We start from the raw sequence: 6,057 nt of genomic DNA, 5'->3' as shown, positions 1-6,057 counted from the left end.
TGGTCAAGCTGGTCGCCGAGGCTGTTGAGGAAGGTCTGCTGGTCGAGTCAGGTGGGGCTGGTCCGCGTGGCGCCGCTGACCCGGCAGCCACGCATCGGGCTGCTCGCCGTCCGGGCCGACAGGCAGCGCCGGGGCATCGCCCGGGCGCTGCTGGCCCACGCGCTGGGTTCGCTGCACCGCTCGGGCACCGCATCGGCCTGGGCCGAGGTGAACGAGTCCAACGCGGCGGCCACCGCCCTGTTCGAGAGCATCGGCGCCCGGCGCACGGCCAGCACGCTGGAACTGGTCCGCGACTGACGCGCGGTCACACCGCACCGAGCGGCCGAGCCGAGCCCGAAGCGGTCCCGGTGACAGCCCCTCCGGCGGGCCCGCATCGCATTCGTTTCCTACCCAACACACCGTCACAGAACGGGAGAAGTGAGACGCCATGACAAAAATTGGGGGCATAGAAGTCGAAGGCACCGTCATCGAGTGCCTGCGCAACGCCACCTTCAGGGTGGAGCTCCAGACCGGGCACACCGTGCTCGCTCACATCAGCGGGAAGATCCGGAAGAACTACATCAAGATCCTCCCGTACGACCGGGTGCTCGTGGAACTCAGCCCCTACGACCTCACCCGCGGCCGGATCCGCTACCGGTACAGGGCGTGACAGAAGGGGCCGGCCGGGGCCAGTCCGTAGGGATGGCCCCGCCGGCCCAACAGCGCGTCGCTGAGGCTCGGTTACCGGAGCACTATGGCCGCGTCGCGCATACGCTGACGTTCCTCCGCGGTGAAGGTCGGACCGGGCAACTGCGGGCGCAGCGGTCCGGCGACGGCCGCGAGCAGCACGTCCGGGCGCAGCAGGACGGTCGGCGCGGCCTGAAGGGTCAGCACCTCCGTCAGGGCCGTCGCGACACGGAAGTTGCCTGTCGCCGTATGGGAGAGCCGGCTCACATAACGGTGCAGGAGCCGGTTGGCGACATTCGACCGCCCGCCTTCGGTGGTGGGGTAGAGAACGTCCTGACCGACCGCGAGGGACCAGGCGACACTCACGGCGCGGCCGATGGCGCGCTGAGCCTGATGGGCCAGTCCGTTCGAGAGCCCTGTGGTGGACGCCAGACGCCGCAGTGCGAGAGCGCTCTGGGCTGCCACCGACATGCCGTGACCGTAGATCGGGTTGACGGCGGCCACCGAGTCTCCGAGGACGACCAGCCCGTCGGGCCAGGCGCTGAGACGTTCGTAGTAGTAGCGCCGGTTGGTCGTGCTGTGTGTGACGGTTACGTCCGTGAGTGGTTCGGCATGGGCCAGCAGGTCGGCGACGATCGGGTGGCGCAGGCTGCGCGCGTAGTTCTCGAATTCACCGGCATCCTTGGTGGGATGCGAGCCGGGCGGACCGTACAGGCTGACATGCCAGCGGTCTCCCTCGATGGGGACGATGCCTCCCGCTGCTCCCGGCTGCCGAGGATCGGCGAGCACGTTGACCACCGGCCAGCCGCTCGTGGAGACCGGAGCGCGGTAGATCCTGCTGGCGTACGCCAGTCCGGAGTCGATGCGGTCCTCGGCGAGGCCCTTGACGCCCAGTTCGGCCAGCCAATGGGGGGTGCGTGTCGCCCGGCCCGAGGCATCGACGACAAGGTCGGCGGACAGCTCCGACTCCATGCCGTCGGCGGTGCGAAGGCGAACTCCGGTGACCCTGCGCTCCCCGCCGAGCAGGTGGGTGACCCGGCTGCCGGTGCGGACCTTGACCCGCGCATCCTTGAGTACTTGCTGACGGATCACGTAATCGGTCAGATCACGGCTGGCGGCGATGAGGTACTGAGTGCTCTTCTGCCAGCGCCGGTACCAGCCTTCGGGAGAGAGGTAGACCATGTTCGTGGTCATGGGCACCCGGTTGGCGCCGGCGGCGACCAACTGATCGACTGCGCCGGGCAGTAGAGCGTCGATCGCATCCGCACCGCCCGAGACCAGTGGATGAAAGTGCGCGGCCTGCGGTACGCCGGGGCGCGGCTCGGGACCGTTGGGCAGGTCATGAGCTTCGATGATCTCGACGGTGTCGACGCTGTCCTTGACGGCGGCTGCCGCGAGCATGCCGGCGAGACTGCCTCCGATGACGACGGCGCGGGTGGATATGCGGTGGGGGTCGGTCATGACGCACTGCTTTCTGCAGAAATACCAGGGTGCTCGTGAAGGCTAGACACGACGGGCGAGGACAGCGCCCGTGACAGAGCGATCAGGTCACGGGGGCGCCAGGGCTGTGCGTTCGGGGCTCCGTCGGGCCTGGCCCCGGCCTGGTGCTGCCGGGTACGGGCCGCGATGACCATCGCCGCGTCCGCCGTGGCTTCCGCGAAGCTTTCGTCCTCGCCGCCGTCAAGGGCGCGGCGGAAGGCCCGATCGCGTACGGCAGCGTCGCAGTGAGGCGCCAACGCGAGAAGCGCGTCGTAGATGCTGGTCTTCCGGCGGGTCAGTCGTACGGCAGGCGAGGACCACCAGGGTAAGGACGTGCGGATCGCACCAGGAGTGGGCACCTGCCGCAGCTCCCGCCACAGGGGAGAGAGCTCGCGTAGTTGCCTGAGCGCCTGCACCGCCTGGGCCACGCGTGGTCCGGCCAGGGGGAGGCCGAAGCCGCAGACCACGAGGGCGGCGGACGGAGCCGCGGCCTGTGGGGCCACCTGGTCGATGAGGAAGTCCCACCGGTGCCCGGTCCAGCGGCCGTAGATGGCGACCAGCTTGATGACGTCGTAGCAGACATGGAGCAGGTAGCCGGGGGCCAGGATGCGCAGACCCGCGCGGAGAAAGCCGTGGACCTCCTTCGACCACCGCCAGCACAGCACACTGGTGGCCATGGTGCCCACACCCTGGGCCAGGAGGTAGGTCAGGATCATCTCCCGGATGAAGGGGGTGCCGGCGTAGTACCCGTCGAAGAGGCTCAGCTGTTCCACCGGGGCATGTCCCAGCCAGAACAGGACGTTGACGGCGACGACGGCGAGAACGTAGACGGCGATGCAGACCTGAGAGGCGCGTCGCGTCTGCTCGGGTGGCGCCGGGCGCCAGTTGACGATCAGCAGCAGGCTCGCGCCGCCGAAGACGGCCAGCGCCGAATAGGCCACGGGGGCGGCGAAGTTGGGGACGCCGGTAGCCCGGTTGATCGCGGCGATGGAGTCGGGCGCGGCGAAGAAGAAGACCAACCCGCCGTCGATCAGCAGTAAGACCACAGAACTTAACAGCGGGTCACGTCGGCGGCGCAGCAGGACGGGAACCTTCAGCAGGCCGATCAGCAGCAACGACACCCCGCAGATGTAGAAGACCGCGTTGTCGGGTCCGTGTCCGTGGCTCACGGCGGCTGAACTCTCCTCGAGGCGTGGCAGCAGGCGGCTGATCGTGATCGAGTCAGGAACCGCGGATGCGGTGGACCATGGAAACCTGTATGCGGCCCGCGAGATGCTCGGCGTCGGCAAGGGATCGTGCCTCGGCGAGGACCTCTCGTACTCCTGTGGCGAACCTGTACCCGAAGAACTCCGCTTCCTCCTCGTGATGGTCCACCTGGGGATCATCGGCCCGGAAAGCGATGTGCAGCCCGAGGTCCGTCTGTTCGGACGGCGGAAGCTCGGCCGGATCGGCATCGCAGATCGCCGCCACCACATCCCGGACACCGTCCGGCATCCGTTCCTGCCCGGCGCGGGCGGCGGTCGGCCCGTGCGCGGTGAGGGCGCCGCAGTGGCCCTCGAACATGTGCCAGACCTCGTGACCGATGATGACCAACTGATGGTCCAGGTCGGTGTTCTGCTCGTAGGCGATCACATCGCGGGAGGTGCGGTCGATCCACAACCCGCTCGCGATCTCGGGCGGGAACGTCACGGCGCGCAGTCGGACAGGACGGCCACGAACCTGCTCGATGGCTCTGCCGACGGCGGGTATGAGATCGTCGTCGTTCGCAGGCGCGTCAATGGCGGCGAACAGTCGAGAGCACAGCCTCCTCATCGCCCGTGATCCTGCACTCACCGCAGGTCACTCCCGCCCATTTCCAGAGGAATCGTGCGACGACGGCTGGAGCCGGACGGGTCGGGGGCTGCGCCGGCGCATCGCATCGGACGTGTCTTCATCGCTTTTCTTCGTCGTCGAGTTCGAGCAGGGCGTTCAGCGTTGCGGACAGCACGTTCCAGCGTTCCTGCGGCAGTTCCCTTGCCTGGCGCAGAGCGATGCGGCGGACGTCGTCGTAGCGCGACAGTGCTTCTACCAGTGGATCAGCCGCGGTTTCCGACCGGTCCGGCGTCGCCTTCAGCGCGGCCAGTACGGGCAGCAGCGCCCGGTTGAGAGCGTCGGCGGCCGGGGCGGTGAAGAACGACTCGCCTCCCTCGACCCCGAAGAAGCCGACCAAGCCGTGCAGGAGTTCAACGCTGGGGACCTTCTCACCGGAGCATACTTTCCGCGCCCAGAGGGCGGAGACCCCGAGCTGCTGGGAGATGCTGCCTGCGAGGTCCGACATGCGTTTGCCGGTCTGTGCCAGGTGCGTGTCCGCGAGGGCCTTGATGCGCGTGCGGACTCGCTCGTTGACGGTGTCGGCCGACGGTTCGCCGCCGTGCAGCAGGGTGCGAACGGTGTCTTCGGCCAAGGCCGTCCTCGCCGCGAGCCTCCCCGCGTCGAGCAACTCTGAGTGATCCACGCCCCGTTCTCGGACGAGCGCCCGCAGACGCTCAAGCGTCACTGGCAGAGGCGGGGCAGGGTCCACCGGGGTGCTCCCAGGGTGCGCGGGTGACGGGTTGATGTGCGCATGGCACCCTAGCAGGACCCGATTTCCGTGATCAACGATCGTTTATTTTTCGATTATCGATCGTCGCGATATTTCGTTACGAGCCGACGTCGGACGTGTGGCGAACCAACTCGGTGGCCAGGCGTCGCATGACTGTGCGGTTGGCGCGCCGCATCGCGATCCGTACGACCACGGCACTTACACCATCGAGCCGCTGCGAACCGGTGGGAGCCACGGCTCGTTCACGTACACCTGGGTACGCGCCCCTCTCATCGACGCCGTGGGCCAGGCGCCGGCCCGCCGACGGTCCCGGTCGCGGAACCTGCGGCGGCCCTGCTCGTCTGCCCTAGTTCCCGGTCTTGAGGAGCGGCGCGTCCCGAGTGAACTCCCGGAACCCGACGCTGTAGTACAGCCCGCGCGCCTTGGGATGTCCTGGTGCACCCAGACAGGCGACCGTCATGTGATCGGCTCCGGCATCACGCGCCAGATGCATCCCGTGCAGCAGCATCGCCCTGCCCAGGCCGAGGCGCCGGTAGTCCGGATGCGTTCCGACCGGCTCGAATTCGGCGGTCTGGTTCACCTCGTCGAGCCACATGATCGTCGATGCGGCCATCGTTCCGTCCGGCGCCTCCACCAGGACGTGCAGGTCGCCGCGGTACGGCGGGGTCCGCCGTACGCCCTCGTAGGCCTCGGCCGTGTACGTTGAGGGAGCCCAGGCGTCCACATGAGCCTGGACCGCGGCCTGCGGGCCGGCCTCGTCGGCGGTGCGGAATCGGAACCCCTCGGGCAGCAACGGTTGTTCCAGGTCCTTGAGGTCCCGCTCGTTGAGTTGAGTCCAGGAGCCGGTGTCGCCGAGCGAAGCCGGATCGGTCCCATAGCCGTGCGCCGCCCATCGCCTCAGGGCGAATTCATCGGCGGCGCACGGCACCACGGTGCGCTCGATGCCGACCGTCACGCCGTCGTACCAGTCGATCAGCTCGTCCAGCAGCTCGCAGTGGTCGGGATGGACCTGATATGCCAGATAGGCGTTGGTGACGTCCTCCACCGACCCGTCGCTCCGCCTCGCCCGGTGTGGCAGACGGACCCAACCCCAGGCGACCAGATCGGAACCGGAGAACCACAGTCGACGCAGCCAGCCCTCGCCGTTGCTCGCGTACCCTTTGCCCAAGTTCCAGGCCAGCTCTCCGTATGACGCGTCGGTGTTCACCAGGTCGGGACGGACGGCCGTAACCTGCTGCGCCAGGAGCTGCATGAGCCGCACGTCCGCAGCGGTCACGAACTCGGAGTCATCCATGGTGCGCCACTGTGCCAGGGTTCCGCGAAGCCAACGA

Annotated in this window: 7 protein-coding genes; 3 read left to right on the top strand and 4 right to left on the bottom strand. The window is 68.2% G+C overall.

Annotated features, from left to right (window positions below):
* Both ACWEN3_RS11610 and infA read left to right on the top strand, forming a co-directional pair.
* A partial coding sequence (locus ACWEN3_RS11610; RefSeq protein ID WP_452968757.1) for a GNAT family N-acetyltransferase occupies positions 1 to 297 on the top strand: 297 nt, incomplete at its 5' end.
* Positions 298 to 427: 130 nt separating this feature from the next.
* Positions 428 to 649: a translation initiation factor IF-1 gene (infA, locus tag ACWEN3_RS11605; RefSeq protein ID WP_452968754.1), complete on the top strand. Its 222-nt coding sequence runs from the start codon at positions 428 to 430 to the stop codon at positions 647 to 649.
* Between the two features lie 71 nt (positions 650 to 720).
* On the opposite strand, the gene ACWEN3_RS11600 is transcribed toward infA, so the two are convergent.
* Positions 721 to 2,127 carry an NAD(P)/FAD-dependent oxidoreductase gene (locus tag ACWEN3_RS11600; RefSeq protein WP_452968751.1) on the bottom strand — a complete coding sequence of 469 codons (1,407 nt, stop codon included), beginning with the start codon at positions 2,125 to 2,127 and terminating at the stop codon, positions 721 to 723.
* Positions 2,124 to 3,314, bottom strand: coding sequence for an MAB_1171c family putative transporter (locus tag ACWEN3_RS11595; RefSeq protein ID WP_452968748.1), 1,191 nt, complete (start codon positions 3,312 to 3,314; stop codon positions 2,124 to 2,126). The genes ACWEN3_RS11600 and ACWEN3_RS11595 overlap by 4 nt, the downstream gene beginning before the upstream one ends.
* 43 nt (positions 3,315 to 3,357) lie before the next feature.
* On the opposite strand from ACWEN3_RS11595, the gene ACWEN3_RS11590 reads away from it, so the two are divergent.
* Positions 3,358 to 3,966 (top strand): hypothetical protein, encoded by a 609-nt coding sequence (locus ACWEN3_RS11590; protein WP_452968745.1) that lies wholly within the window; start codon positions 3,358 to 3,360, stop codon positions 3,964 to 3,966.
* Positions 3,967 to 4,075: 109 nt separating this feature from the next.
* Here ACWEN3_RS11590 and ACWEN3_RS11585 read toward each other — a convergent pair whose 3' ends face one another.
* Both ACWEN3_RS11585 and ACWEN3_RS11580 read right to left on the bottom strand, forming a co-directional pair.
* The gene (locus ACWEN3_RS11585) at positions 4,076 to 4,588 is read right to left on the bottom strand and encodes a hypothetical protein (RefSeq protein WP_452968743.1); all 513 of its coding nucleotides are present in this window, start codon (positions 4,586 to 4,588) and stop codon (positions 4,076 to 4,078) included.
* Between the two features lie 484 nt (positions 4,589 to 5,072).
* The gene (locus ACWEN3_RS11580; RefSeq protein ID WP_452968740.1) at positions 5,073 to 6,020 is read right to left on the bottom strand and encodes a GNAT family N-acetyltransferase; all 948 of its coding nucleotides are present in this window, start codon (positions 6,018 to 6,020) and stop codon (positions 5,073 to 5,075) included.
* Positions 6,021 to 6,057 lie beyond the last annotated feature (37 nt).

This window comes from Streptomyces sp. NPDC004561, assembly GCF_053602155.1.
This window is presented reverse-complemented; position numbering and strand designations above follow the sequence as displayed.

Bases quoted from the DNA above. Each gene is read 5' to 3' on its own strand.
- ACWEN3_RS11580 (WP_452968740.1), bottom strand. From the start codon at position 6,020: ATGGATGACTCCGAGTTCGTGACCGCTGCGGACGTGCGGCTCATGCAG.
- infA (WP_452968754.1), top strand. From the start codon at position 428: ATGACAAAAATTGGGGGCATAGAAGTCGAAGGCACCGTCATCGAGTGC.
- ACWEN3_RS11600 (WP_452968751.1), bottom strand. From the start codon at position 2,127: ATGACCGACCCCCACCGCATATCCACCCGCGCCGTCGTCATCGGAGGC.